The sequence below is a fragment of the Azospirillum sp. UENF 112521 genome (assembly GCF_058780665.1).
In genome coordinates this window covers 337,196-362,666 of sequence record NZ_JBSNCI010000003.1, presented here as the reverse complement: position 1 = coordinate 362,666, position 25,471 = coordinate 337,196, and the positions used below count along the sequence as shown (strand labels likewise).

General features: G+C 68.4%; 23 protein-coding genes, 1 pseudogene and 1 riboswitch. Of the genes and pseudogenes, 6 read left to right on the top strand and 18 right to left on the bottom strand.

The genetic code is table 11. From position 1 onward, the window contains the following. Positions 1-202 precede the first annotated feature (202 nt). The 7 genes from ACWPN8_RS17375 to ACWPN8_RS17345 form a co-directional block, all read right to left on the bottom strand. A complete protein-coding gene (locus tag ACWPN8_RS17375; protein ID WP_492241611.1) occupies positions 203-538 on the bottom strand; it encodes a carboxymuconolactone decarboxylase family protein in 336 nt (111 codons plus the stop codon). Next, complete coding sequence (locus ACWPN8_RS17370; RefSeq protein ID WP_492241610.1) at positions 531-1,835, bottom strand: acetoin dehydrogenase dihydrolipoyllysine-residue acetyltransferase subunit; 1,305 nt, start codon at positions 1,833-1,835, stop codon at positions 531-533. Before ACWPN8_RS17370 ends, ACWPN8_RS17375 begins: the two co-directional genes overlap by 8 nt. Next, positions 1,832-2,827, bottom strand: coding sequence for an alpha-ketoacid dehydrogenase subunit beta (locus ACWPN8_RS17365; protein ID WP_109095761.1), 996 nt, complete (start codon positions 2,825-2,827; stop codon positions 1,832-1,834). Before ACWPN8_RS17365 ends, ACWPN8_RS17370 begins: the two co-directional genes overlap by 4 nt. A gap of 11 nt (positions 2,828-2,838) precedes the next feature. Further along, positions 2,839-3,912, bottom strand: a complete 1,074-nt coding sequence (locus ACWPN8_RS17360; RefSeq protein ID WP_492241609.1) for a thiamine pyrophosphate-dependent dehydrogenase E1 component subunit alpha — start codon at positions 3,910-3,912, stop codon at positions 2,839-2,841. A 14-nt stretch (positions 3,913-3,926) separates the two neighbouring features. Beyond that, entirely contained in the window at positions 3,927-4,916 is a 990-nt protein-coding gene (locus ACWPN8_RS17355; protein ID WP_109095762.1) for an ABC transporter permease, read from the bottom strand. Further along, on the bottom strand, positions 4,913-6,451 hold the full coding sequence (locus ACWPN8_RS17350) for a sugar ABC transporter ATP-binding protein (RefSeq protein ID WP_492241608.1): 1,539 nt from the start codon (positions 6,449-6,451) through the stop codon (positions 4,913-4,915). Before ACWPN8_RS17350 ends, ACWPN8_RS17355 begins: the two co-directional genes overlap by 4 nt. A 79-nt stretch (positions 6,452-6,530) precedes the next feature. Beyond that, positions 6,531-7,478 carry a sugar ABC transporter substrate-binding protein gene (locus ACWPN8_RS17345; protein WP_199228664.1) on the bottom strand — a complete coding sequence of 316 codons (948 nt, stop codon included), beginning with the start codon at positions 7,476-7,478 and terminating at the stop codon, positions 6,531-6,533. Between the two features lie 148 nt (positions 7,479-7,626). On the opposite strand from ACWPN8_RS17345, the gene ACWPN8_RS17340 reads away from it, so the two are divergent. Both ACWPN8_RS17340 and ribB read left to right on the top strand, forming a co-directional pair. Then, positions 7,627-8,613 (top strand): sugar-binding transcriptional regulator, encoded by a 987-nt coding sequence (locus tag ACWPN8_RS17340; protein WP_492241607.1) that lies wholly within the window; start codon positions 7,627-7,629, stop codon positions 8,611-8,613. Between the two features lie 110 nt (positions 8,614-8,723). After that, positions 8,724-8,889: riboswitch (FMN riboswitch) on the top strand. A gap of 133 nt (positions 8,890-9,022) precedes the next feature. After that, on the top strand, positions 9,023-9,685 hold the full coding sequence (gene ribB / locus ACWPN8_RS17335; RefSeq protein ID WP_492241606.1) for a 3,4-dihydroxy-2-butanone-4-phosphate synthase: 663 nt from the start codon (positions 9,023-9,025) through the stop codon (positions 9,683-9,685). Positions 9,686-9,785: 100 nt separating this feature from the next. Here the strand turns inward: ribB and ACWPN8_RS17330 are convergent, their stop codons facing one another. From ACWPN8_RS17330 to ACWPN8_RS17290, 9 genes are all read right to left on the bottom strand, one after another. Then, on the bottom strand, positions 9,786-10,367 hold the full coding sequence (locus ACWPN8_RS17330; RefSeq protein ID WP_492241605.1) for a DUF6036 family nucleotidyltransferase: 582 nt from the start codon (positions 10,365-10,367) through the stop codon (positions 9,786-9,788). Next, the gene (locus ACWPN8_RS17325; protein ID WP_109095765.1) at positions 10,307-10,660 is read right to left on the bottom strand and encodes a hypothetical protein; all 354 of its coding nucleotides are present in this window, start codon (positions 10,658-10,660) and stop codon (positions 10,307-10,309) included. Before ACWPN8_RS17325 ends, ACWPN8_RS17330 begins: the two co-directional genes overlap by 61 nt. Before the next feature lie 199 nt (positions 10,661-10,859). Then, positions 10,860-13,517, bottom strand: a complete 2,658-nt coding sequence (adhE, locus tag ACWPN8_RS17320) for a bifunctional acetaldehyde-CoA/alcohol dehydrogenase (protein ID WP_492241604.1) — start codon at positions 13,515-13,517, stop codon at positions 10,860-10,862. A 112-nt stretch (positions 13,518-13,629) separates the two neighbouring features. Further along, the gene (locus ACWPN8_RS17315) at positions 13,630-14,358 is read right to left on the bottom strand and encodes a helix-turn-helix domain-containing protein (RefSeq protein ID WP_109451173.1); all 729 of its coding nucleotides are present in this window, start codon (positions 14,356-14,358) and stop codon (positions 13,630-13,632) included. Positions 14,359-14,512: 154 nt separating this feature from the next. Further along, complete coding sequence (locus ACWPN8_RS17310) at positions 14,513-14,941, bottom strand: response regulator transcription factor (RefSeq protein ID WP_247873258.1); 429 nt, start codon at positions 14,939-14,941, stop codon at positions 14,513-14,515. Positions 14,942-15,064: 123 nt separating this feature from the next. Then, complete coding sequence (locus tag ACWPN8_RS17305; protein ID WP_492241603.1) at positions 15,065-15,739, bottom strand: response regulator transcription factor; 675 nt, start codon at positions 15,737-15,739, stop codon at positions 15,065-15,067. Between the two features lie 28 nt (positions 15,740-15,767). Then, positions 15,768-17,372, bottom strand: a complete 1,605-nt coding sequence (locus tag ACWPN8_RS17300) for a PAS domain S-box protein (RefSeq protein WP_492241602.1) — start codon at positions 17,370-17,372, stop codon at positions 15,768-15,770. 85 nt (positions 17,373-17,457) lie between these two features. Then, positions 17,458-19,275 carry an apurinic/apyrimidinic endonuclease family protein gene (locus ACWPN8_RS17295; RefSeq protein WP_492241601.1) on the bottom strand — a complete coding sequence of 606 codons (1,818 nt, stop codon included), beginning with the start codon at positions 19,273-19,275 and terminating at the stop codon, positions 17,458-17,460. Positions 19,276-19,286: 11 nt separating this feature from the next. Next, complete coding sequence (locus tag ACWPN8_RS17290; protein WP_492242109.1) at positions 19,287-19,469, bottom strand: hypothetical protein; 183 nt, start codon at positions 19,467-19,469, stop codon at positions 19,287-19,289. 230 nt (positions 19,470-19,699) lie between these two features. Here ACWPN8_RS17290 and ACWPN8_RS17285 point away from each other — a divergent pair, with 230 nt between their 5' ends. After that, the gene (locus tag ACWPN8_RS17285; RefSeq protein ID WP_492242108.1) at positions 19,700-19,921 is read left to right on the top strand and encodes a hypothetical protein; all 222 of its coding nucleotides are present in this window, start codon (positions 19,700-19,702) and stop codon (positions 19,919-19,921) included. Positions 19,922-19,957: 36 nt separating this feature from the next. Here the strand turns inward: ACWPN8_RS17285 and ACWPN8_RS17280 are convergent. Continuing rightward, positions 19,958-20,173: pseudogene (locus tag ACWPN8_RS17280) on the bottom strand (helix-turn-helix domain-containing protein); the annotation flags it as partial. Positions 20,174-20,970: 797 nt separating this feature from the next. Between ACWPN8_RS17280 and ACWPN8_RS17275 the strand changes: the two are divergent. Then, complete coding sequence (locus ACWPN8_RS17275; RefSeq protein ID WP_109451160.1) at positions 20,971-22,161, top strand: plasmid replication protein; 1,191 nt, start codon at positions 20,971-20,973, stop codon at positions 22,159-22,161. A gap of 142 nt (positions 22,162-22,303) precedes the next feature. Here ACWPN8_RS17275 and ACWPN8_RS17270 read toward each other — a convergent pair whose 3' ends face one another. Then, positions 22,304-22,714, bottom strand: coding sequence for a hypothetical protein (locus tag ACWPN8_RS17270; protein ID WP_109451158.1), 411 nt, complete (start codon positions 22,712-22,714; stop codon positions 22,304-22,306). Positions 22,715-23,062: 348 nt separating this feature from the next. Between ACWPN8_RS17270 and ACWPN8_RS17265 the strand changes: the two genes are divergently transcribed. Together ACWPN8_RS17265 and ACWPN8_RS17260 are read left to right on the top strand one after the other, a co-directional pair. Next, positions 23,063-23,623 (top strand): sugar O-acetyltransferase, encoded by a 561-nt coding sequence (locus tag ACWPN8_RS17265; protein ID WP_109451156.1) that lies wholly within the window; start codon positions 23,063-23,065, stop codon positions 23,621-23,623. 361 nt (positions 23,624-23,984) lie between these two features. Then, positions 23,985-25,457: a hypothetical protein gene (locus ACWPN8_RS17260; protein ID WP_492241600.1), complete on the top strand. Its 1,473-nt coding sequence runs from the start codon at positions 23,985-23,987 to the stop codon at positions 25,455-25,457. Positions 25,458-25,471: the final 14 nt, after the last annotated feature.

Here is a 25,471-nt window from a genome sequence, read left to right as displayed (position 1 = left end):
CCTTTGCAGGCCGCCTTATGATTGCCGAGATCCCCTCTCCCCCCGGGGAGAGGGTTAGGGTGAGGGGGGCGCGTGGCGAGGATTTTCAAGAACCGCGCACTTTCCGCTATCCGATAAATCCACCCCGTGCATCCCCCTCACCCCGACCCTCTCCCCGGGGGGAGAGGGGGACGTGCCGGGGGAGAGGGAGATTCCCCTCCCCTCAGCCGAGCGAGCGGAAGGCCGCCAGCGCCTTGCCGGCATACATCACGGCGGGACCGCCGCCCATCTCGACCGCGACCTCAAGCGCCTCGACAAGCTCGGCCTCGGCGGCGCCGTGCCGGCGGGCGCCATCGACATGGTAGAGGATGCAATCCTCGCAGCGGGTGGCGACGGAGATCGCCACCGCCATCAGCTCCTTCTGGGCGGGGGTGAAGGAGCCGGCGGCGCTGGCCGTGCGGCTGACCTCGGCGAAGCCCTTCATCAGGGCGGGGGAAGCCTTGGCGAAGGCGCCGAGCCGCGCCTTCGCCGCCGCCAGATCGGTCTTTACGTCATCCATGATGGGTCTCCTCGTCGATCAGGGCCGCGACCTCGCGCGGGGCGTCCCATTGCGGCATGTGGCCGGACGGCAGGAAATGAGCCGCCACGCGCGGCGGCAAATTGAGCGCGTCGGTCGGCGACACGATGCGGTCGTCCAGGCCGAAGACGGCGCGGACGGGGATGCGCTCCGCCAGCTCCGCCAGCGGGCGCAGCAGGTCGATGCGCTGGCGGCCGTCGGCGGTGGCGACTGCCGTGGCCAGCGTGCGCAGGCGTCCCCGCCCCATCTCGCGCGCCATGGCGGCAAGCGCGGCATCCGACAGCTGGCCGCCGCGCGGTCCCAGCAGGCGCAGCAGATGCGAGACCTCTCCCGTGGTCTCCGCCGCCGCCATGCCATGGACGAAGTCGGCGCCGATCTTCGGCCCGCAGCCGGCGGGGGTGAGCAGGACGAGGCGCGCCACCCGGCCGCCGAGCCGGCGGGCGGCGTGGACGGCGGCGGCGGCGCCCAGCGAATGGCCGACCAGCACCAGCGGTCCGGGCAGGCTTTCCGCCAGCGCCGTCACCGCGGCGGCCAGACCGTCCACATCCGTCGCCTCGATGGCGGTCGCGCCATGGCCGGGGAGATCCGGCATCACCACGCGCTTGCCCGAGCGGGCGAGACCGGAGGCCAGATTGGCCCAGGCGGTGCGGTCGCCGGCAAAGCCATGGACCAGCAGATGCACCGGGCCGGTGCTTCCGGCCTGCGCATAGGCCAGCCGACCGGCGGGCGTGTCGAGCCAGCGCAGATCGGCCGGCGCCGGGCCGGCCGCACCGGCAGCGCTTTCGACATCGGCACGCTCGATCCGGCCACGGCGACCGCTGCCGTGGAGCGTCTCCAGGGCGACGCCCTGCTGGCGGGCCAGCCGCCTTGCGGTCGGGGTGGCGCGCAGCCGGTCGTCGGTGGAGCGTTCCGGAGCCGGCGTGGCGGCGCTGTCCGAGGGGGCGTCGGCTTCCGCCGGCACCTGCTCCGTCGCGGCGACGGGTTCGGCGCTGTCGGGCAGGGCGGCGGCCCAGTCCTCGGCCGACAGGACCGCGGCGCGGGCAATCGGGGCGCCGACCGGCACGCGGTCGCCGGCCGACACCAGCGTTTCGTCGAGGCGGCCGTCGCCCAGGGCGGGATATTCGACGACGGTCTTGTCGGTTTCCAATTCGAGGATGGCGTCGCCGCGGCGGAACTGCTGTCCCGGCTCGACCAGCCAGCCGACGATGACGCCCTCCTCCATCGTCTCGCCCAGCCGGGGCATGGTCAGGGTGAGGGTCGTGGTACTTGCGGTCGTCATGCCGGCACCCGTCCGGCCAGCATCCGGAGAGCGGTGTCGGCGATCAACTGCGGGCCGGGCACCGATCCGGCTTCCAGCGCGGTGGACACCGAGATCGGGATGTCCTCGCCGGCGACGCGGACGACCGGATCCTCAAGGAAGTCGAAGCATTCCTCGGTGATCCGCGCCGACAGTTCGGCGGCGACGCCCGCGGTCATCACGCCTTCGCTGACCACCATGGCGCGGCCGGTGCGCTCGACATGGGCGCGGATGGTGTCGAAATCGAGCGGGTTCAGCGTGCGGATGTCGATCACCGTCGCCTCGATGCCCCGGGCCGACAGCTGGCGCGCCGCCTCCATGCAGTAATGAAGCTGGCGGGAATAGGTGACGATGACCAGATCGCGCCCCTCGCGCCGCACCGCCGCCTTGCCCCAGGCCAGCGGCTCGGCATCCAGATCCACGCTCTCCTTCATGGTGTAGAGCGCCTTGTGCTCGATGAAGACGACCGGGTCGGGCTTGGTCAGCGCCATGCGCAGCAGGTGATAGGCGTCGGCCACCGTGGCGGGCATCGCCAGCCGCAGGCCCGGCGTGTGCATCACATAGGCTTCCAGGCTCTGGCTGTGCTGGGCGCCGGCCGAGCGCCCGGTGCCGCCCTGGGTGCGCAGAACCATCGGCACGCCGATCTGGCCGCCGAACATGTAGCGGATCTTGGCGGCCTGGTTGGCGAGCTGGTCCATGGTCATGCCGATGAAATCGACATACATCAGCTCCGCCACCGGGCGCAGGCCGGTCATCGCCGCCCCGACCGCGGCGCCGACGATGGCCGGTTCGGAGATCGGCGTGTCGATCACCCGCTCCGCCCCGAACTCCTTGATCAGATCCTTGGTGACGCCATAGGCGCCGCCATAGCGGCCGACCTCCTCGCCGAGGATCACCACGTCCGGGTTTTCGGTCATCGCGTCGGCCAGCGCCTTGCGCAGGGCGTCGCGATAGGTCAGTTCCTGAAGTGCCATTCTGGGTCTCCTCAGTCCCGCGCCAGAACGCGGTCGATGCGGGCGCGCACCGGTTCGGGTTCGGGTTCCTCGGGCGCATAGACGTCGCGGAACATCGAGGCGAGCGGCGGCTCGGTCTGCGCCACGGTGAAGTCGATGGTCGCGTCCATCTCGGCGCCGATCTCGCCGTCCAGCCGGTCCAGCTCGCTCTCCGACTCCAGCCCGCGGTCGATCAATGCCGCGCGGGCGAAGGCGACCGGATCCTGCCGGCGGCCGGCCTCCTCCTCCGCCGGGTCGCGGTAGGGCGACTTGTCCTTGCGGGCATGGCCGTAGAAGCGGTAGCAGGACACCGCCAGGAAGGCGGGCTTGCCGGCCCGCGCCCCTTCGACCAGCCGTTCGGCGGCTTCGGCCACCGCCTCGACATCGAGGCCGTCCACCGTTTCCGCCGCGAGGCCGAAGGCGGCGGCGCGTTCGTGCAGGTTGGGGTTGGCGGTCGCCTGGGCGATGTTGGTGCCCATGCCGTACTGGTTGTTGATGCAGACGAAGACGCAGGGCAGGCCCCACAGTGCGGCCATGTTCATGCTCTCGTACAGGATGCCCTGGCCGGTGGCGCCGTCGCCGAAGAAGGCGACGCTGACGGCGCCGGTCTTGTGGTGGCGGGCGGACAGGCCGGCGCCGACCACCGCCGGGATGCCGCCGCCGACGATGGCGTTGGCGCCGAGATGGCCCAGCCCCATGTCGGCGATGTGCATCGACCCGCCCTTGCCGTGGCAATAGCCGGCTTCCTTGCCGCCGATCTCCGCCATCATGCGGGCCGGGTCGGCGCCGCGGGCGAGGAAGATTCCGTGGCCGCGGTGGTGGGTGGTGAAGCTGTCGCCGTCGCGCAAATGTGCGCAGACACCGGCGGCGGCACTCTCCTCGCCGATGGACAGGTGCAGCATGGAACCGGCCGACTGGCCGCGGACGAACAGTTCGCCCACGCGCTCCTCGAAGGTGCGGATCCGGCGCATCGTCCGGTAGAGTTCGGGAAGGCGCGTGTTGGCGCCCGCTCCGACCCGGCCCGCCATGCTGTGGCCGGCCGTGGCCCGGAGGTCAGCCTCGTACATCGAAGACTCCGATTTCAAAGAAGGTTGAGTTTGGTGCTGCGCGAGACGACGGCGACGGCGGCAAGGATGATGACGCCCTTCACGATCGCCTGGATGTAGGTGTCCATCCCCATCAGGTTGAGGCCGTTGTTGATGACCCCGATGAAGAGCGCGCCGAAGAAGGTGCCGAGCACGGTGGCCGTGCCCGGCCGGAACATGGTCATGCCGATGAAGACGGTCGCCAGCCCATCCAGCAGGTAGCGTTCGCCGGCGTTCGGCTGGCCGGAACCGAGCCGGGCGGCGAGCAGCGTGCCGGCCATCACCGCGAACAGCGAGCAGACGACGAGGGCGGCGGCGCGGTACTTGCGCACGCGGATGCCGGACAGCTCCGCCGCCTTCTGGTTGCCGCCGACGGCGTAGATGTAGCGGCCGAAGATCGTCCGCTCCATGACGAACCAGGCGACCAGCACGGCGGCCAGCATGAAGAAGGCGAGGACCGGGATGCCGGCGACGCGCCCCTGGCCGAGCCAGAGATAGACCTCGTCCAGCCCGCCATAGATCGCCCGGCCGCCGGTCATCAGGAAGTTGATGCCGTAGAGGATGGAGCCGACGGCCAGCGTCGCGATCAGCGACGGGATGCCGACCAGCGTGACGAGGATGGCGTTCGTCGCCCCGACCGCCAGACCGGCGCCGAGCCCGGCCAGCAGGGCGAGCGGAAGCGGCACGCCCTTGACCAGCAGCAGCGGCACCAGCACGCCGGCAAGGCCGACGGTGTAGCCGACCGACAGATCCATCTCGCGGGCGGCGAAGCCGAAGGTCAGGCCGGCGCCGACGATGGTCAGCATCGAGATCTGCTGCGCGATGTTCAGCAGGTTCTGCCCGGTCAGGAAGCGGTCGACGCCGAGCGAGAAGACCAGGAACATGGCGACCAGCACGACCAGCGTGCTGTAGCGCTGGACATGCTCCTTGCGCAGCCCGAACAGCCGGTCATGGCTGGGAAGGGATCCGGTGGCGGTGTCGGTCATGCGGGAATTCCTGATTGTGCAGTCTCCGGGACGGCTCCGGAGATGGCGGCGATGAACGCGCTCTCGGAAAAGCCGGTGCCGGGGATCTCCGGGCCGGGCCGCAGGTGATGGAAGGGGATGACCCGGTGCGCCAGCGCCTCGATCTCCAGCAGGTCGGAGGAGGCGATGACGATCCCCACGCCGCTGGCGGCAAGCCGCCGCATCTCGGCATAGATCTCGGCCTTGGCGCCGATGTCGACGCCCTCGGTCGGCTCGATGAAGATCATCACGCGGTAGCGGCCCTCGGCGCCGTAGAGCCATTTGCCGATGGAGATCTTCTGCTTGTTGCCGCCCGACAGCGTGCGCAGAAGCTGGCTGGAGGAATGGGCCTTCACGTTGAGAAGCCGCATGATGCGGCGGGATTCGGCCTCCTCCCGGCCGGGCGACAGGATGCCGGCGGCGATGGCGCCATGGCCGGGATGGACCATCGCCAGATTCTCGCGCAGGGTCCATTCGCCGATCAGCGCGTATTCCATGCGGTGGTCGGGGACCAGCGCGATGCCGGCCGCCTGCATGTGGGCGGGCGGTCCTGGCTTCACCGGACGGCCGCCGACCGCCAGCCCGGCGCAGCGCACGCCGGACGGGCTGTGCAGCGAGCGGGCGAAACCGAAATGGCCGGCACCGGTCAGGCCGATCAACCCGACGATCTCGCCGGCATGCAGGGTGAACCGCGGCACATGCAGCCGCCCGACCCGCCAGTCGCGGATGTCGAGCACCACCTCGCCGCGGCTTGCCCGCGCCGCCTCTTCCGACTTGCGCTGCGGGGCGGAGCCGCTGCGGCGCAGCATCATGTCGACCAGCATCTGCTCGTCGAGCGCGGCGGCGGATTCGGTGCAGATGCGCCGGCCGTCGCGCAGAACGGTGATGCGGTGCGACAGTGCCTTGATTTCGGAGAGGAAATGGCTGATCAGCACCACGCCGACGCCGCGGGCGGGCAGCGTGCGGATGATCGCCCACAGCTGCTCCTTCTCGCGGGCGGGCAGAGTCGCCGTCGGCTCGTCGAGGATGACGATGCGGGCGGAGCCGCGCAGCGCGCGGACGATCTCGATCACCTTGCGGTCGGCCATCGGCAGCTCGGCCACCGGGCAGCCGAGGTCGATGGCGACCTGCGGAAACCACGTCGCCAGCAGCGCCGCGGCCTGGGCCTTCAGGGCCGAGGCGCGGATCATGCCGCCGATACGGCGCGGCTCGACGCCGAGCAGGATGTTCTCCGCCCCGGTCAGGCCGGGGACGAGGCTGCCCTCCTGGCTGACATGGGCGATGCCCTGCGACAGCGCGTCCTGTGGCGAGCCGAAGCGGACGGTGCGCCCGTCGATGGAGAGGCTGCCGCCGCTCGGCTGAAGGCTGCCGCCCAGGATGCTGACCAGCGTCGATTTGCCGGCGCCGTTCTCGCCGATCAGGCCATGCACCTCGTCGCTGCGGAAGACGACGTCCACGCCATCCAGCGCCCGCGTTCCCGGAAACTGCATGACGATGTCGGCCAGATGGATTTCCATGGCGACCTCCAGGGAATAAAGCCTGCCGCCGCGGGTCCGGAGGCGGAGGGATCCGCAACCCCGGACCCGCGGCACCCGGTCACATGAACTGTTTGCAGTTCTGCTTGGTGATCAGCGGCGCGTCGAGATAGACGGTCTTGGTCGGGATCACCTCGGCGGCGGGCTTGCCCTTCACCACCACGTCGTCGAGCCACTGGCCGACGGTCTTGCCCATCTCCTCGAAGGGCTGGCGCACGGTGGCGATCATCGGGCTGTCGGGCTTGCAGACCTCGGCGACCGCCTGCGGGTGGCCGTCGATGCCGATCACCTTGACGTTCTTCAGCCCGGCGCCCTTGATCACGTTGACGGCGGCCTGCGCCGGCTCGTCCCACGGCGCCCAGACGGCGTTGATGCTGTTGCCGAAGCGCGCGACGTAATCCTCCATCGTGCGGTTGGTGTCCTCGAAGAAGGCGGTGTAGTTGATGTTGTGCTCCGCCAGCACCTTCACGCCGGAATATTCCTTCAGCACCGTCGCCATCACGTCACCGCGCTTGCGGGTGCCGTGATGCTCGGCCATGCGCAGGAAGACGAGGTTGCCCTGCCCGCCCATCTGGTCGAGCAGATAGACCGAGACGTTGGCCGACATCGCCCAGTTGTTGGTGGTCACATCGACCAGCACCCCGTCGACATAGCCGGAATCGACGGCGAAGACCGGGATCTTGGCGGCCTTGGCTGCGTCCAGCGCGGCACGGCTGGCGCGCAGGTCGGCCATGGTGATGACGATGGCCTTCACGCCGCGGTTGGCGGCGTCCTGGATGTTCGACGCGGTCGCCTCGCCCGAGCCGCCGCTGTCGAGAACGCTGATCTTCCAGTCGGTCTTGCCGCTCTGCTTGGCCCAGGCGTCGAAGCCGGCCTTCACCCGCTGTTCGGACTGCGCGGCGGCGTTGGCATGAACCCAGGCGATGTCGAGCGCCTGCGCCGCACCCGCGGCGGTCATCATCGCGACCATCGAGACAGCCGCAAGCATTCCGGAAAGCCGGTTTTTCATTTCCATTCTCCTCCCATTGCCAGCTATCTGGCTGGCGAATTCTCGATGCCGGTCTTGCGCCGACGACGATGAGCTTGTGGTGGGTCGTGACAAATGTCAACACCAGATACATTTGTCACCTGACAGGGGTAGAGGGGGAAAGCGCGCGATGCGGAACGGGACCAGCGAGGGGCCGGAGGACGAGGTGCTGATGGCGCGGGCGGCCTGGCTGTATTATGTCGGCGGCCTGAACCAGGAGGCGGCGGCGCGCCGGCTGGGCGTCACCCGGGCGCGGGTCAACAAGCTGCTGTCCGATGCCCGCGACAGCGGCATGGTCAGCATCACCATCAACTCCGCCAATGTCGGGCTGCTTCCGGTGGAGGAGGCGATCCGCGAGCGCTACGGGCTGGACGTCTGCATCTGCACGCCGGCGCTGACCCAGGATGCCGGCGGCGACCGCGACGACGCGCTGCTCGCCCCCTTCGCCTTCCGGGCGGTGGGGGCCGCCGCCGCCGCCCATCTGCGCCGCCATCTGGCGGAGACGGAGGAGGCGGTGGTCGGCACCGGCTGGGGCCGGACGCTGGAGCAGATGACCTTGCAGATGGCGGGGGTCAGCGCGCCGCGGGCAAAATTCATCAGCCTGATGGGGTCGCTGACCGCGCGCTCGGCCTACAACCCGTTCGACGTGGTGCATGCGCTGGCGCGGACCACCGGGGCGGAGGGTTATTTCCTGCCGGTGCCCTTCATCGCCGACAGCCTGGAGGCGCGCGACGTGCTCTTGTCGCAGCAGTCGGTGCAGACGGCGCTCCAGCTCGCCCGCTCGACGACGGTGGCCTACATCTCCATCGGCGAGCTGCGCGAGGCGTCGCTGTTGCGGACGCAGGGCATGATCAGCGCCGAGGAACTGGCGGAGCTGCGGGCGGCCGGGGCGGTCGGCGACACCAACGGGCTGTTCTTCGACCAGGACGGCAAGGCGGTCGATCATCCGCTGAACCGCCGCACGCTGGCGCTCGGTCTCGACGGGCTGAAGCAGACCTACACGGTGGCGCTGGTCGCCGGCCGGACCAAGCTGCAAGCCGCTCGCGCCTTCCTCGCCAGCGGGGTGGCGCGCGCGTTGATCATCGACGGCGACACCGCGCTGGAACTGGTGAAGTGAGCGAGCGCCCGCGCTGCCATCCGGTGGAAAGCGCCGCCCTGCTCCCTTGACAGCGGCGGTTCGGTTGCGGAATGGTGGGCGGGTCGACCGATCCCGGTCGGCGAACATAGGCTTGTTCTCAGGGCAGGGTGAAACTCCCGACCGGCGGTATCCCTTCGACAGAAGGGGAGCCCGCGAGCGCTCAGCGGCTTTTGGCAGTCCCAAGAGGCGGTGAGGTCAGCAGACCCGGTGTGAGGCCGGGGCCGACGGTTACAGTCCGGATGGAAGAGAATGAGCAGACCGCGCCGGTGGCTTGCCGCGAGCAGGCCCGCCGCCGTCGGTTCGCGCCAACGCGTCGGGTTCCGGTCCGGCGCGCTGGAGGTCTCTTTGCGCCCTGATTCAGGCTCACCCTTCAGTGGATGTGAGAACCATGAATCAGATTTACCGTCAGAACGACCTTCTCGCCCGCTTCGGCACGCCGGGCGAACGCGTCGCCCGCGCCCTCGACAGCCTGCGGCAGGGGCAGGGAGTGATCGTCGTCGATGACGACGACCGCGAGAATGAAGGCGACATCATCTATCCGGCCGACAGCATCACCGTCGAGCAGATGGCCCTGCTGATCCGCGCGTGCAGCGGCATCGTCTGCCTGATCCTGCCCGACGAGCATCTGCAACGGCTGGAACTGCCGGCGATGGTGCCGGCCAACAGCTCGCGCTTCGGGACGGCTTTCACCGTGTCCATCGAGGCACGGGACGGCGTCACCACCGGCGTTTCGGCGGCCGACCGGGTGACGACGATCCGCACCGCGATTGCCGACGACTGCCGTCCGGAGGATCTGGCGCGGCCGGGCCATGTCTTCCCGATCCGCGCCCATCCGCAAGGGCTGGCGGCCCGCCGCGGCCACACGGAGGCCACCATCGAGCTGATGGCGCGGGCCGGACGCAAGGCGGCGGGCGTTCTCTGCGAGGTGACGAACCCGGACGGCAGCATGGCCCGCCTGCCGGAGCTGATCGTCTTCGCGGAAGAACAGTCGATGCCCATCGTCAGCATCGCCGATCTGGTGGCGGAGAGCGGCCTGCAATCGGAGCGTTGAGCGGGTCCGGCCACAGGCGAACGGGGACCGCCCTGTCGGATGCGTTCGCTCCGGCAGGGCGCCTCGGCCATCGGTTACACGCGTCAGGAAGAGCGGTTGGTTACAGGGAGTCGAGAAAGGCGCCGATGACGGTGCACTGTGCCTCCGGGATCGTCATGTCGATCAACAGGCGCCTGACGTGAGCACGGTCGAGATGGCGGACACGATGGTACTCGCGGATGAAATCCTTGTCCTTGTCGCGCAACGCCAGCAGCTTCGAAACGATCAGGTCGGTCATCGTCGGCGCAATGGCGCGCACGGTGATGCCGTTCACCTCGACCTCGCGCGTAACCGCCCGGCTCTTCCAACCGGAAGGCAGTTTGGCGGTGCCCTCATCGACGCCGTCGATGTAGAAGCCATGCGCATGGTGAAAGGACGAGCCCTGTCCAAAGCGGGCAAAGATCTCCTCGCTCGCCTCTATGTCATGGCCTTCAGCGCGTCGCTCCGCTTCCCATTCGCGTGCGTTCCCCGGATAAGCGTCGATTTCGGGCGATGTGCGAAACAGGATTGGGGCGTCAGGCCAGCCGACAAGGGTCGCCTGACTGCCGACGATGACCGTGGTGTCGCATTTGAAGTGGGTGGCTAAAGCGCGGACGGCGCGGTCGAGGTCGTCAAGAGTCCGTGCTTCCTGGCCTTCCGCCACATCCGCCTCCTCGTCTGCTCGTCCTGTACCGAAAGCTCGGGCAGCATAGGGAACGGAGACGTGATGCGCAAACGGGTGGCGTCCTGGTTCCGCGAGACGATGAAGTGCCGGACCTTTTCGCTGGGTTGCGCCAGCAGGGCTTTCCATTCAAAAACATGCGAGCGCTGGTCCGGCTTGGCCGACAGCTCCTCGACGATCTTGCGTGCACGCTCGATCAATTCCGGGTCGCGCCTGATTTGGCGCGCCACCAGACGATGATACATCAGCTTCACGCGGTCGTCGGTCGTTTCCATGCCAAACACCAGTTTTGCCCAGGCAGGATAACCACGTCCCGTAGCAGCCTCAAGCGCCGCGAGCCGAGGGGGCATGGACTGTGAATTGCAACAGCAGTTTCAACTCATTAATGGCGCCCCAAATGGAAACCGCCGGGCCGGAAGCGTTCGCTCCGACCCGACAGTCCCCGCTGTTTGGCGTCGCTTCGTGGAAGATCCGTTACTCTGCGGCGGTCTTCTGGCCGACGACAGTCAGTTCCGCCGGGGTGTGCTCGCCTGCCGGCTCGACATAGGCGCGTCCATAATAGCTGTCGATCAGCAGCTGCCTGATCTCGGCGACCAGCGGATAGCGCGGGTTGGCGCCGGTGCATTGGTCATCGAAGGCCGCTTCGGCAATCGCATCGACCCGCGCCAGGAAGGCTGCCTCCGGCACCCCCGCCGCCTGGATCGAGGCCGGGATCTCCAGCGCCCGCTTCATCTCCTCGACCCATTGGATCAGCTTCTCCACCCGCTCATGGTCGCGGCTGCCGCCGAGATCCAGATGACGGGCGATCTGCGCATAGCGCGCCACACCCTTGGGACGGTCGTACTGGCTGAACGCCGTCTGCTTGGTCGGGATGTCCGCCGCGTTGTAGCGGATTACGTTGGCGATCAGCAGCGCGTTGGCGATGCCGTGCGGGATGTGGAACTCCGCCCCCAGCTTGTGCGCCATCGAATGGCAGACGCCCAGGAAGGCGTTGGCAAAGGCGATGCCGGCCAGCGTCGCCGCATTGTGAACCAGCTCCCGCGCCTTCGGATCCTGGCACCCGTTGCGGTAGGCCGACGGCAGATGCTCCTTCAAGAGCTTCAGCGCCTGCAACGCCTGCCCGTCGGAATACTCGTTCGCCACCACCGAGACATAGGCCTCCAGCGCATGGGTCACCGCGTCGATGCCGCCCGCCGCCGTCAGACCCTTGGGCATCTCCATCACCAGGTTGGCGTCGACGATCGCCATGCTCGGCGTCAGCTCGTAATCGGCAATCGGGTACTTGGTCCCGGTGCGCTCGTCGGTCACCACGGCGAAGGGCGTCACTTCCGACCCGGTGCCCGACGTGGTCGGCACCGCCACCAGCTGCGCCTTCACGCCGAGCTTGGGGAAGGTGTAGATGCGCTTGCGGATGTCCATGAAGCGCAGGGCCAGATCCTCGAACGCCACCTCGGGCGCTTCGTACATCACCCAGATGATCTTGGCCGCGTCCATCGGCGAGCCGCCGCCCAGCGCCAGGATGACATCGGGCTGGAAGGCGTTGGCGAGCGCCACACCCTTGCGCACCACCGCCAGCGTCGGGTCGGCACTGACCTCGAAGAAGGTCTCGACCTCCAGCCCCAGCGACTTCAGCACGCGGACGCTGTCGTTGACATGGCCGTTCTCGAACAGGAAGCGGTCGGTGACGATCAGGCAGCGCTTCTTCCCGCGCAGCTCCTCCAGGGCGAAGGGCAGGCAGCCGCGGCGGAAATAGATCGACTTGGGCAGCTTGTGCCACAGCATGTTCTCGGCCCGCTTGGCCACCGTCTTCTTGTTGATCAGATGCTGCGGCCCGACATTCTCCGAGATCGAGTTGCCGCCCCACGAGCCGCAGCCCAGCGTCAGCGACGGGGCCAAGCGGAAATTGTAGAGGTCGCCGATGCCGCCATGGGACGACGGCGTGTTGATCAGGATGCGGGCGGTCTTCATCTTGTCGCCGAAATGGCGGATGCGCTCGGCCTGCCGGTCCTGGTCGGTATAGAGCGCCGAGGTGTGGCCGATGCCGCCGAGCGCCACCAGGGCGGCGGCCTTGTCGCAGGCTTCCGCGAAGTCCTTGGCGCGGTAGAGCGCCAGGGTGGGCGACAGCTTCTCGTGGGCGAAGGGCTCGCTGTCGTCGATGTCGGTGACTTCGGCGATCAGCACCTTGGTGGCGAGCGGGACGTTCAGGCCGGCCATGGCGGCGATGGCGTGGGCGGGCTGGCCGACGATGTCGGCGTTGAGATGGCCGTCGGTAAGCAGCACCTTGCGCACGGCGTCGGCCTCGCGGGGCGACAGGATGTAGCCGCCATGATGGGCGAAGCGGTCGCGCACGGCGTCATAAACGGCCTCGACCACCACCGCCGACTGTTCGGACGCGCAGACCACGCCATTGTCGAAGGTCTTGGACATCAGGATGGAGGCGACGGCGCGCTTGATGTCGGCGAACTCGTCGATGACGGCGGGGGTGTTGCCGGCGCCGACGCCGATGGCGGGCTTGCCGGACGAGTAAGCGGCCTTGACCATGCCCGGCCCGCCGGTGGCGAGGATCAGGTTGATGGCGGGATGGTGCATGACGGCGTTGGAGAGTTCGAGCGAGGGCTCGTCGATCCAGCCGATGATGTCGTCCGGCGCACCGGCCTCGACCGCGGCGGCGAGCACGAGGCGGGCGGCCTCGCAGGTCGATTTGCGGGCGCGGGGATGGGGGGAGAGGACGAGGCCATTGCGGGTCTTCAGCGCGATCAGCGCCTTGAAGATGGCGGTGGAGGTCGGGTTGGTGGTGGGGACGATGCCGCAGATCAGGCCGACGGGCTCGGCGATGGTGAGAATGCCGGCGTCGTTGTCTTCGGACAGCACGCCGCAGGTCTTGTCGTCCTTGTATTTGTTGTAGATGTATTCGGCAGCGAAGTGGTTCTTGATGACCTTGTCTTCCATGACGCCCATGCCGGTCTCCGCCACCGCCATCTTGGCGAGCGGGATGCGGGCGTTGGCGGCGGCCAGAGCGGCGCTGCGGAAGATCAGGTCGACCTTCTCCTGCGGGTAGTCGGCGAAGCGCGCCTGCGCCGCCTTCACCCGCGCGATCAGGGCGTTCAGGTCGGAAAGGGTCGTGACGGTCATGGTCATCATCCACTTGCTGTCCGGGGGTGCGCCGTTCGGGCGCGCCGCTGCGCTCCGGGACGCTGAGGCGTTCGGTGCGCAGCCAGAATTTTGAAAAGAAGCGATGGGGGGGTCAGAAGCCGCCGGCGAGGTCGGCCAGGGCGTCGCGGTCCAGCAGGTCGAGCTTGCCGCCGACCAGGATGCGGATCAGGCGGCTCGACTTCAGCTTGGTCAGGGTGCGCGAGACGGTTTCGGTGGTCAGGCCCAGATGGTCGGCGATGTCGCTGCGGCCCATCGGCAAATCGATGGTCTGCTCGCCACCCTTGCGGTCGCTGAGGCGCAGCAGGAAGGTGGCGACCTTCTCGGCGGCGGTCTTGCGGCCGAGCAGAACCATCTGGTCCTGTGCGGCCATCAGCTCCGAGGTGGTGGCCGACAGCAGCTTGCGGGCAAAGGCCGGCTGGGCATCCATCAGGGCGTCCAACTCCAGGCGCGGGATGCGCTGGATGGTGGTCGCCGTCACGGTTTCGGCGGTGTAGAGATACTGGGCGGCGAAGGCCAGACCCATCATGTCGCCGGCCTGCAGGAAGCCGATGATCTGGCGGCGGCCGTCGGGCAGCATCTTGTAGAGGCGGACCATGCCGCTCATCACCCGGAACACCGAACCGGCGGCGTCGCCCTCGGTGAAGACCGTGGTCTCACGCTCGTAGACCTTGGCGTGGCCCAGGCTGGCGAGCGGGTCGGCGGGGTTGCGCGGCTGGATGGCGGCACCGACGCCGGTATTCGGCGTCATCGCCAGGGCGGAGACCAGATAACCAGGGACGGCGCGGTTGGCGTGAGCGGCAATGGCGGCGTGCGTGGACATGGTGACCTCGGCCTTGACGGTGCGATGCGGTCCGGTTCGTTCCGGTGTGCATCCGATGGCCCGAAGCTAACTTTCCACCGCCGGCCTGTGCAGTTCGGTGATGTACCTAAGGAAGTTTGCGTACGTAAGTGTACCTACATACCGGGTGGCAATATCAGGCGGCGGCCGGCATCAGGCCGTTCAGCATGTCGATCAGCTGGCCCTCGTCGAACGGCTTCTCCAGCACGGCGATGACGCCGGCCTCGCGGGCACGGGCGAAGGTGGCGGGATCGCCGCGGCCGGACACCATGATGACCGGCATTCCGTGCAGGTCGCCGCGATGGCGCTCCAGGAACTCCAACCCGCTCATCACCGGCATGTGCAGGTCGAGAACCAGGCAGCCCTGCGGGTTTCCGTCATAGCGGTCGAGGAAGTCGCGGCAGGACGAGAAGTCCCGCACATCGAAGGAAAAGGCTTCCAACAGCGCTTTCAGCGAGTCGCGGACCGGCTCGTCGTCGTCGACGATGTGGACGATGCCGGCGCCCGGCATCCCGCCCGGCCCGGTGCCAGACCCGTTGCCCGGCTCATTCCCCAGGCGATCCATGACGGCCTCCGAACTTCCATAACAGACAACAGCGCCGACGGTGCGGCGCGTCATGGAAGATAAAAGGAGGCCGGGGGCGCCGATATAAGGAGCAATGCGTATGCGGCGCGCTTTTGATGCAGATCAGCCGCCGCCGGGAACGACGCCGGCGGCAATCGCCATGCGGACCAAGGTGGGCAGGCTGTCGGCCTGCATCTTCTCCATCACCCGCGCGCGGTGGATTTCCACGGTGCGCGGGCTGATCGACAGCTCGAAGGCGATGACCTTGTTCGACTTTCCGGCCACCAGCCAGCGCAGCACGTCCAGTTCGCGCGGCGTCAGGGCCGACAGGCGGGCCAGCACCTCCGGCGGGGCGGAGGCGGCGGGCGGGGGAGCGGGCTGTTCCGGGGCCGTGGCCGGCGGGGCGGCGGGCGCCGTCCGGCTTTCCGCCGCGCGGGCCAAGGCGGAGCGGACGGCGGCGAGCAGCGCCTCCTCCTCGAACGGCTTCTCGACGAAATCGACCGCGCCGGCCTTCATGGCGCGGACGGCGAGCGGCACGTCGCCATGGCCGGTCATCACCACCACCGGGATGGCGTGGCCGTCGCGGGTCAGCCGTTCCTGAACGTCGAGGCCGCTCATCTGCGGCATGCGGACGTCGACCAGCAGGCAGCCCGGCCGCGACGGCGCGTCGGAGCCGAGGAAGGCGAGCGGCGTGGCGAAGCTTTCCGCCCGGAAGCCGGCGCATTCCAGCAGGACCTGAAGGGAATCGCGGATGGCGTCGTCGTCGTCGACGATGAAGACGGTGAGGTCGGCGGTCATGTCGGACACTATAGCATGGGCTTGGGCATCAGCTGGCATCGTCGGCATCCGCAGCGGACAGGGAGGCGGACAGCGGCACGGTGAAGGCGAAGCTGGCGCCGGTGGATGGCGGCTCGGCCGGCGGTTCGGCCGGCGGTTCGGTGGACGGTTCGGCAGCCGGCTCCAGCCACAGGCGGCCGCCATGGGCCTCGATGATCGAGCGGCAGATCGACAGGCCCAGCCCCATGCCGCTGCTCTTGGTGGTGACGAAAGGCTGGAACAGCTGGGCGCGCACCGTCTCCGGCACGCCGGGGCCGCTGTCGGTGACGGAGACGCGGCGGAAGGCCTCGTCCGCCGGCTCCGGGCCGGTGCGGACGGTCAGCACCCGCGGCCCGCCCTCGGTGCCGCCCATCGCCTCGATGGCGTTGCGGACGAGGTTGAGGATCACCTGCTGGACCTGCACCTTGTCGATCAGCACCTGCGGGTCGGCGGGCTCGAAATCGAAGCGCACATGCAGGCCGCGATCCTTGGCGCCGACGAGGGCGAGCGCGCTCGCCTCCTCCACCACCTTGTTGAGGGATTCGACGGAGCGGTGGGTCTTGCCCTTCTCGATGAAGCTGCGCAGGTGGCGGATGATCTGGCCGGCGCGGGTGGCCTGGGCGCTCGCCTTGTCGACCATGTCCATCGCCTTAGACACCGTTTCCGGGCGTTCCATCAGGCGCTTGGCGGCCTTGGCGTAATTGATGACGGCGGTCAGCGGCTGGTTCAGCTCGTGGGCCAGCGTCGAAGCCATCTGGCCCATGGCGCTGACCCGGCTGACATGCAGAAGCTCCGACTGGAGTTCCTGCAAACGCCGCTCGGTGGCCTGACGCTCGGTCAGGTCGCGGACGAAGCCGGTGAAGCAGCGCCGGCCGGCGAGCAGCACCTCCCCCACCGCCAGCTCCATCGGGAAGACCGAGCCGTCGCGCCGCTGGCCCGACACGATGCGGCCGATGCCGATGATGCGGCGCTCGCCCGTCCGGCCGTAGCGCTCCAGATAGCCGTCATGCTGCTCGCGGTAGGGGGACGGCATCAGCATGCTGATGTTGCGCCCGGCCACCTCCGCCGCCGCATAACCGAACAGCCGCTCGGCCGCCGGGCTGAAGGATTCGATCAGCCCCGTCTCGTCGATGACGATGATCGCTTCCGGCACCGTCTGGAGGATGGAAGCCAGCCGGGCCTCGCGCTCGCGCAGCGCGGACTCGGCCTGCCGGGAGGCCGTCAGGTCGCGGATGATGCCGATATAGACCGGCGGGCCGTCCTGGCCCGCCTCCCCCACCGACAAATCCATCGGGAAGCAGGAGCCGTCCTTGCGCTGGCCGGTCACCTCGCGGCCGATGCCGATGATCCGCCGCTCTCCGGTGCGGTGATAGCGCTCCAGATAGCCGTCATGCTCCTCGCGGTAGGGGGCGGGCATCAGGATGTTGACGTTGCGGCCGACCACCTCGGCCGCGGTCCAGCCGAAGAGGCGCTCGCAGGCGGGGTTGAACGAGGTGATCCGGCCGCGGTCGTCGATGATCACGACCCCGTCGGGCACGGTGTCCAGCATCGCCTGCAACTGCGACAGAGCACCCAGGTTCTGTTCCCGGTCACCGGCCCGGCTATCGTCCGCCACGTCCCACCCTCGACCTCTCGTCCTTCGTCGGCAACAGAGTAGTTGAGTACAACCGTGGGTCAAGGCTGGCGATCGGGGCCGGCGATCAGGGGCCGGCGGAGGCCGGGGCGGAGATGGCACCGCTCAGCAGGGCGTCCTGCTCCAGATCGTCGACGGCGAGATTCTTGGCCTTGGCCTCCACCTCGAAGTCGGCCCAGGAGAGATGATCCGCCACCAGCCGGTTGACCGCATGGTTCCACATGCGCTGGGAGTGCGCCCGCAGATCCCTGGTCGTCAGCCCGCGCGCCGCCAGCGCGGCATAATCCGGCAGGCTGTCGGCCGGCCAGCCGGCCAGCAGATCCTCGCGCGACACGCTGATGTGGGCGACCGGCCGCACCCCGCGCCAGGAGCCGGCGACCACGGCGATGCGCGGATCGTCGGGGCGCAGATACTCACCCTGGGTGCGGACCCAATGGTGGTGGAGGTCGAGCACGATGGGCACGATGTCGGCCAGCGGCAGCAGGTCGTCCAGGCCGAAGGACATCTCGTCGTTCTCGACCGTCAGCAGGTTGCGCGCCTCCTCCGACAGCAGGGCATGGCCGCGGCGGAAGCCGGCGATCCCCTCCCCGCGCCCGCCGCCATGGATGTTGACGTGGGCGCCCCGCGGGTGCCAGCCGCCGGTCAGCCCCATCGTCCGCAGGATGTCGGCATGGTACTCCAGCTCCGCCACTGCATTGTCGAGGGTGGAGGGGTTGGCGCTGTTCAGCACGCAGTACTGGTCCGGGTGCAGCCCGATGCGGATGTCCGCCTCTGCGGCCTTGCGGCCGGCATGCTCCAGCCCGCTCCGCACCAGCGCCTGGACACCGGGCAGGCGGTAGAGCGGCCGCCCGACCTCGTGCGTATAGGCCGGCAGCAGCCCGCTGTTGACGCGCAGCAGGCGGCGGTAGGCCGGATGCCGGGCGACCTCGTCCAGTTGCAGATGCAGGGACTGGAGGTTGCGGCGCAGGACCTCCGTCAGCTTTTCCTCGGCACGGGCCGGGCTCAGCCTGCTCAACGTCGCGATGGTGACGGTGCCGGGATTCATGCGCTTGGCAAGTCCGGCGTCGCCATCGGGCGGAACATACTGGCAGCACCAGCCGAAACGGGCGGCGGACGGCGGCATCGGAGCGGAGGTGTCGGGCATCGGTCGGCATGATGAAGCGGACGGGCCGCTTAATATGGACCGCGGATCCGGCGCTTCCACCGCAAGCCGGGTGCGGACGGTCTCAGCCCATGCGGCGCAGCGCTCCCGTCGCCATTGCACGCGGATCCGGTGCCGCCGCCTCACACGGTGCCGCGTCGGCAAGGGCTTGCAGCTGGTCGGCCAAGGCGCGTTCCGGGGCGCAGAGTTCCTCGCACAGGGCGCGCATCTCGGCGATGGAGGGGCGCCATTTCCGGCTGCGGCGCCAGTGGCGCGCGGCGGCATCGAGCACCCAGGCCGGGTATTCCCCGAATCCTCCGCCCAGTCGAGCGCCATCATCCGCTCGACCTCGGGCGACAGCCCCTTGGCCGGGAAATGGCTGAGCAGTGTCAGGACGCGGCCGAGCAGATGGTCGCTGTCGGCGGGGGCCAGCACGGTCTCGGACAGTTCCTCAAGGGTCTGGCGAGCGAGTGCCGCCTCAACGGCGGTGACGCCGGCCGGGGGAAACCATTGTTCGATCATGCCGTCGAAGCCATCCTCGCCGAAGCGCGGGCGCCGGTCGGTTCGGCCCTGGGCCAGCAGTTCCCGAAGCGGCGGCGGAAGTGCCGCGGTCAGCCGGATTCGGCGCTGGGGAGCCGGCAGGTTCGGATCGAAGGCCGCGGCCGGCGAGGCCGGAAGATGGGGCCGCGGCAGAGCGGTGACGGTCGCCTTTCCGGGGGCGGCGCTTCTGGATCCTGCGGTCATCGGTCGTCCCTTCATCGCCAGGCGGGAGCGGTGGCGGAGCGACGGCGCAGTTCGTCGGCGGCAGCACTCCAGGCACCGAGGCGCTGTTCGGTCGCGGTGGATTTGTGGGCGGACTTGCGGACGGGTGCGGCGAAGGCCGGGCCGTTGCCGGAAAGGGGGGAGCCTTGCCGACGGCGGCGTCCTGCGACAGCCATGCCCTCCAGGCCGATGAGATGTCGCGGTAGCGGTAGCCATGGGCCCGGCAGCGCAGGATGAAGCCTTCGACATGGCGGCCGAGGTTGATCTCGGCATGGCGGGCCGTGGCCCAGGCGAGGTCGTCGGCGGTCGGCATCCAGCCTTCCGGAACCTCCTGCGGTCGTGACTGAGCGCCTGCCTGTGCGTCCGTGGGCTCGCCCGAAGCGTGCGAGTCCGGAATCTGTTTGAATTGGACCTGTTCCTGACTCGCCGGCGGACAGGGGATGTGCGTGGCGGAGTCATCCCTGTCGGCCATCGGAACAGGGCGATCCGCGGCGGCGGCATCCCGCTGTTCCGTTTCCTGGCCGCTGCCGTCCAGCGGGGTGAAGCGCAGGCGGTAGAGGCAGGACAGGCGGGCGCCGTCACGGCCGCGGCGGTGTTCGATGCCGACCAGCCCGAGGTCGCTCAATGACTGGATGATGCGGTTGACGGTCGGGCGCGAGCGCTTGAGTTTGGCGGCCAGCGTCGATTGCGACGGCCAGCACAGGCCGCTGTCGTCGGCGAAGGTGGCGAGCGCCGCCAGAACGGCGAAACCGTCGGCCTCCAGGCCGGGATGGTCCAGCCACCAAGCGGGAATCCGCCCCCATCGGCGGGTGTCGAGAGGGTGTCCGTCCGTTGGCGGCGAGGGGAATGGCGACGATTTGGGAGACGGTTTTGGCAACATGGGGAAACTCCGCAAGGCATGGGGACCGGCCGGCGGCCAGCGGGGGAGGCTGCCGGACGGCCGGTGAACTTGCGGGGAAGGATTCCGCCGGTCGTGCCGGCCGTCGAATCGCGGGCAAATGGGACAGAGTCCTTTGTGTCCCGTCGGCTCGCGATTCTGTCCCATCGGCCCGCGACCCTGTCGCCTTTGCCCGCGGTTCGGTCAGCTTTGGCCGCGCCAGCGCTGCGAATCGGATCCGATCCCGTTTGCCCGCGCTTCGCCGGAATCCCACCGTCGGTCCCCTGGACAGCTTGTCCCATTTGCTCGCGTTTGGGGCGGTTTCCCGCGGTTCGCAGGACGGACTGTCCCGGCCGGCAGCGCCCCCTGCCCTGCGGCAAGGCTGATTCGGCGCGGCATCGGTCCCATTTGCCCGCGGTTGGGCGGTCCATCGCAGGATGTGCGGTCCGGCTTGTATCCCGAATCCCCGCGTTTGGAGACCGCCGCACCTGGGGCTGTCCCATTTGCCCGCGCTTCGTCGCTCTGGCGCGGCGGGGCGCGGCGGAATCGGCGGACCCGAGTCTGTGTCCCGAATGCCCGCGCTTCGCCGGTTCAGCCGCGATTCGCGGCGGGCGGGACCAATCCGGCGGCGTCGGACGGGGGCGGTCCAATCCAACCGCGGGCATTCAGGACACAGGCGCGGCCAATTCCTACACAAGCGCGGCCAAATGGGACACAGGGCTTGGGCTTCAGTCCTCCCCGCCGGTTGCCTCCGTCCGATGCCAGCCCCTATCGTGGCCTTTGGCGAGGAGGGATGAGCCATGAGCAAGGCGAACGCGGTCCAGCTGACTCTGTTCGAGATGGAGGACCGCAGTCAGTCCCATATGATCGCGCTTTACGACACGGCGCCGCGGTTCGTGTTCGTGTCTAAGGGCCGGGGGACCGAGCCGGAACTGCCGGCCGCCAACGCGTTCGTCCAGTCGGTGCACAAGGAGTTTCCCTTCAAGGACGCCCTGTTCTCGCTGACCTTGCAGCCCGCCCGCATCTACCGCCCGGCCAAGCCCGGCCCCGGCGAGGATCCGGCCGAAAAGCGCATGGTCGAGTATGAGGTGTTTCCGTCGGAGCGCGAGCAGATCGTCGAGCAGGTGGTGCGCCGCCTCGCCATGGACCGCTCGCGCCTGTCGCTGATGGGCGACAAGCAGGACCGCGTGCGCGTGCATTTCTCGCTCTACGAGATCCGGCGGGAGCTGCGCGCGGTCAACCGCACCATGGACACGGCGGAGATCCGCGAGGCGCTGGAAATCCTCGCCCGTACCCGGATGATCATCAGCAAGATGCCGGAGAACGGGCGCAAGTCGGCGCGGCCGGTGCTGGAATCCTCGGTCTTCCCCACCCTCTACATCCGGCCGCGCACCGGCGAGGGCGGCGAGGAGGACGAGAACGACACCTATCTGGAATTCAACGCGCTGGTCGCCTCGGCCATCCGCAACCTGGAATTCAAGCCGATCTCCTACCAGTGGATCATGCGGCTGAAGAGCCCGGTGGCGCGCTGGCTCTACAACCGCCTGTCCATCGAATATGGCGATCTCGACCTCAGCCGCCTGCCCGACGGCGCCCACGACGTGCCGCCGATGACGCTGTCGGCCGACGACATCATCAACAACAGCGGCATGAACGAGTGGAGCCGGCGGCGCGACACGCTGCGCACCGTGACCTCCGCCGTCGATTCGCTGGTCGAGGAGGGCATCCTCGATCAGGTCGAGAAGACGGTGTCGAAGGATGGCCGGCGCATCAACGACATCGAATACATCATGATGCCGAGCCGCAAATTCCTCGATCAGGTCCGCCGCGGCAACTTCGTTCAGGAGGCGAACGCCGCCACCTTCCGCGCCATCGCCGGCAGCGACGAACGCCCCAAGGAGTTCCTGCCCATCACCCCCGGCCAGAGCGTCGAACTGCGCCGCCGCCGCAGCACCCTGCTGGGCGCGCGCAGCGGCCAGGGCGAAGGCTGACATTTTCGAGCGTAAAGCCTGGTGCATCAGGCTTTACGCTTGCCGTCAATCGCCGGGCGCGGCCATCCGGCCGCTTGCCTTCGGGAGGCAAGGCGGCCTCAGCGGCGCCATCCTGTTCAAGTGACCGGAGACGATCGAGCGGTTACTGGCAAGTCGCCTGGTATTTCGGAGTGCTCGTGCCGATGTTGAGGGCATAAGCGTGGCAGGTCTTGGTCCACTTGTTGTCTTTGTAGATTCTGACGGTGATGTGATAATAGGTCTGGTCGAGGGTCGTGCTGCCGCCCTTGTGCCACCATTTGGTAATGCCAAGGTCGGTCTTCGCGACGCTGTTGTAGCCATTCTTGATCGACTCGTCCGCCGATTGCTGCAGCGCCATTTGGACGGTGATCTTCGTATCGGGCGCGGTGAGCGCCAATTGCGCCGCCGTGATCGGAGTATAATTGTCGCAGTTGGTTTCGGAGGCGCAGACATAAGTCGCCGCCGGCGCCGCGGTTGCGAACAGACCCGACAGGCCGACGGCAAAGGCGAACGCCAGACCAAACCGTTTTTTCATCGCTGATTCCTCCTGCACGTGACCGGGGAGCATGAACGCGCGCACCCGCCCGCGAGGTTGTGATGAGAACGCGCGTGAGGGTGACGTTAGTTGCGCTTCAGGTTGTTCTCAAGCGAAAGATGCATTTTTAGGAATATAAAGACGAGATACATACAAGCATAAGTATGTGGTGTCCTGTGAGGATGGCGCGCAGCAGCGCGCGCCCTGGTCGAGCGGCTTGCCGGCGTTCCGCGACGCTCGACGGTGCAAGACATCCCGAAGCGTCGGCGCATGGCCGGTCGACATCTGCTCTAATCGCCTCCCCCCGGCGGACAACCGCCGGCTGGCCTGCGACTTGGGAGATGAGCGATGCAGACGTCCGATGGACGCAGCGAAAAGGAAAAGATGCTGGCCGGCGATCTCTATGACGCCTCGGCCCCGGAAATCCAGGCGGATCAGGCCGCCGCCAAGGAGTGGATGGTCCGCTACAACGCCGCCCTTGCCCTGCCCGCCGGCGACCGGCGCAAGCTGCTGCTGGAGCGGTTCGCCGCGGTGGGCGACGGGGCGGTCATCCGCCCGCCTTTCCATTGCGACTACGGCTACAACATCAGCCTCGGCGACGGGGTGTTCCTCAACTTCAACTGCGTCATCCTGGACGTCGTCGCGGTGACCATCGGCGACAAGACGCAGATCGGGCCGGGCGTCCAGATCCTGACCGCCGACCACCCGCGCGACTTCGCCACCCGCGAGGCCGGGCTGGAGTTCGGGCGGCCCATCCGCATCGGCCGCAATGTCTGGATCGGCGGCGCTGCGCTGATCCTGCCGGGCGTCACCATCGGCGACGACGCCATCGTCGGTGCCGGAAGCGTGGTGACACGCGACGTGCCGGCCGGCGCCACGGTGATGGGAAACCCAGCCAGGGTGCGCTGAACCGTTTTCCGTTTTTTCACAAGCGGTTCGTTTCTTCACAAGACGGGGTGCGGCCACGACCGGTGGTGGCACCCCGTTCCGGCGGCGGATGCCGCGGCCGGAGCCCAGCCCTCTCCACCCGGTGCGGATCCGAAGATTACGAAGTAATCCTCCCTTTGCGGTAAAACGGGAAACGCCCTCTACGGGATGGTTGTTTTTCTTTGTTTGCCCCTTAAAATAAAACGATCCCGAGAGATCGGTAAGATAACAAATAATTAGAAACAATCGACGGCGTAAAACATCGCCGCATGTCTTTCAAAAGTCCCGAATTCGATCTGCCGGCAAGGCGGAGTTTGAGGGATTTTTTCCGGGAGGATGCCACATGCGCGAGACGCAGCCCCGTTTTCTGCGCCGTTTCCTATCCCATGCCGATTTTCTGCATCGCCGCCGCGGACGGGAGGCCGGGCAGTCCTTGGCACCGGGCCCGGGCAGCGTCCGCCCCTGCTTTGCGGTGCTGACGGTTCTGGCGCTGCCGATGCAACTTGACGGGGTGACCGGGCGGCTCGACGGGAGGGGCGATGCCGCAGGCTCCGGGGCGGGCGGCGGCTGTTGCCTGCTGGTGGCCGGGGAGGAGTCCGGCGAGGATGGCGGGGCCGGCAGCACGCTCGACTCCTGGCTTGTCGTGCGCGAGAAGCCGCATGCCAACAACGCCCGGCAGGTCGACACCGTCGCCACCCATACGACGGTGCTGCCGAAATCCGGCGAGGCGGCGACCGACTGGCGGCTGATGCCCTTTGTCGCCGCCCAGACGTCGGGCGGCCTGCCGGGGCAGCCGATCCCGCTGTCCATCGTCGTCACCTCTCCCTACGGCCAGCCGAACCCGCAGTACGAGGCGATCACCTTCGTGCTGATCGACAATCTGCCCGACGGTGCCAGCCTGTCGCGGGGCCAGCGGAGCAGCGACGGGGCCTGGAAGGTGCCGCAGGAGGAACTGTCCGACCTGACCCTGAGCCTGCCGGCCGAAACCGCCGGCCCGCTGTCGCTGCGCATCACGGCGGTGACCGATCACGGCGGCGGCGTGGTCGCCAGACAGGCAGTGACGCTGGCAGTGCCGGTCGTTCAAGCCGGTGTGGCCGACAATTCCGCTGCCGACCCTCCGGCGCAGGGCGGCTCGTCTCAGGGAGGCCCGGCGGAGGTCGTGGAGGCGGCGGCGAAGCCGGACATGGCGGAACCGGCGGTGTCCGGAAGCTCTTCTCCTCCGGTGGCGCCGGAGCCGCAAGAGCCGGAGCCGCAGCAAGGCGAACCGGCGGTTGCCGAGGCACCGGCCAATCTTCAGGCCGACCCGCCGGTCAACCCGCCGGCGGAGGCCCTGGCAGCCGTTCAGCCGCCGCCGGATCCGCCGGCTGCCCCTGTGGCCGTCACCATGCCCGTTACCACCGCCACCCCCGCGCCGGCCTCCGTCGCCGTTGCCGCCGTTCCGGCGGTAGCCGCTCCCCCGCCGGAGCCGCCGCGGGCGGAGAAGCGGGAAGAGGTGGTGCACAAGCCGGCCAAGCTGCCGTCCAGCATCCCGGAGGCGGCGCTGATGAAGCGGGGCGACGACCTGTTCGCCCAGGGCGATCTGGCGGGCGCGCGGCTCTATTACGAGATGGTCGCCGAAACCGGCAATGCGAAGGCGGCCCTCGCGCTCGGCCGGACCCACGACCCGCTGGTGCATGAGCGGCTGCATGTCCGCGGCTTGGCCCCCGATCCGGAGCAGGCCGCCGCCTGGTACCGGCGGGCGGTCGCCGCCGGCAGCGGGGATGCCGAACAGCAACTGAAGAAACTGACCGACTGGCTCGCCGGAAAATCGAGATAGTTGGGCGCAGCCAT